Raw genomic sequence first — 1095 nt, forward strand, 5'->3', positions numbered from 1 at the left:
TGACGTTGAGCGTGTTGCCGAGCGCCGTGGTGAAGGAGCCGGCGCTGAAGACGCCGTTGGTGATGAAGGCGTGGCCGTCGATGCTGAGCGTGGCGATGCCGTCGGGCGAGGCAATGGTGAAGGTGCCCGCGCCGGTCTCGGCGGTGCTTGCCGGGTCGGATCCGGGGCCGCCCGGTGTGCCGACATTTAGTGCGGCTTCATTGACCGTCACGTCGCCGCCATTGGCTGCCGGCGTCAGGTCGGTCACGGTAGGCGTCGAGTTGCCGATCGAGATGGTCAGTGTCGTCGAAGACTGGTTTCCGTCGCCATCCGTCAGGGTGTAGTGGAATACGTCGTCCACCCCGCCCTTCGTCTCCGCGGCGCGGGTATAGGTGTAGCTGCCGTCCGAGTGCAGCACCAGCGTGCCATACTCGCCGACGATCGACACTCCGGCGCCCGTTACCGTCTGCGCCGAGCCCGGGCCGTCCTTGCCATAGGCCGACGTAACGCTCGCGCCGTCGGCGCCCTGGATGTCGGCGCCTGTCGCGTTGCCGTCGCTGCCCGCGCCGGTGATGACGTTGCCGTCGATCGGCGCGTGTGAGCCCGAAGGCACAGCATCCGTATCCGCAACAGCAGTCGGCGCATCGTCGATGATGTTGATCACGAGGGTGCCGGGAGGCGCGGCATCGCCGTCGGAGTCGGTCACGCCGACCGCGAAGCTCACACTCGTGCCGTCGCCCGAAGTGTTGGTGTTCAGCGTGTAGCTGTAATTGATCGTGCCGGTGCCGGTAGTCGCGTCGAAAGAATAGCTTGCGGTCAGCGAGCCGGTGGCGTCGGTGAAGGTCTGCGCCGCGGAGGTCAGCACATGGCCGCCGAGCGTCACTTGCGACACGCCGTCCGGCGAGGTGAAGCCAATGGTGCCGGAAGTGGTCTCGGAGGTGTTGGAGTTGTTGCCGGAATCGCCGTCGGCGATCTCGCCGGAACCGGCCGGCAATCCGCCGTGTGGCGGCAGGCCGGCTTCGTTGACGCTCGCTTCGCCAATGGTCCCGATCGACGGCGTGGAGTCCGGCTTCAGCAGGGACGGGAACAGTTCACGGTTCTCCGGCTGTCCGAACG

1 protein-coding gene is annotated in these 1095 nt (G+C 66.8%); it reads right to left on the bottom strand.

The window, feature by feature from the left end; genetic code table 11:
- Nucleotides 1-1095: VCBS domain-containing protein (locus tag EOA79_RS32180; RefSeq protein ID WP_164894078.1), on the bottom strand; the 1095-nt coding region annotated here is incomplete at both ends.

Source organism: Mesorhizobium sp. M1A.F.Ca.IN.020.03.2.1, from assembly GCF_004023205.1.
In the GTDB taxonomy this organism is placed as follows: Bacteria; Pseudomonadota; Alphaproteobacteria; order Rhizobiales; family Rhizobiaceae; genus Mesorhizobium.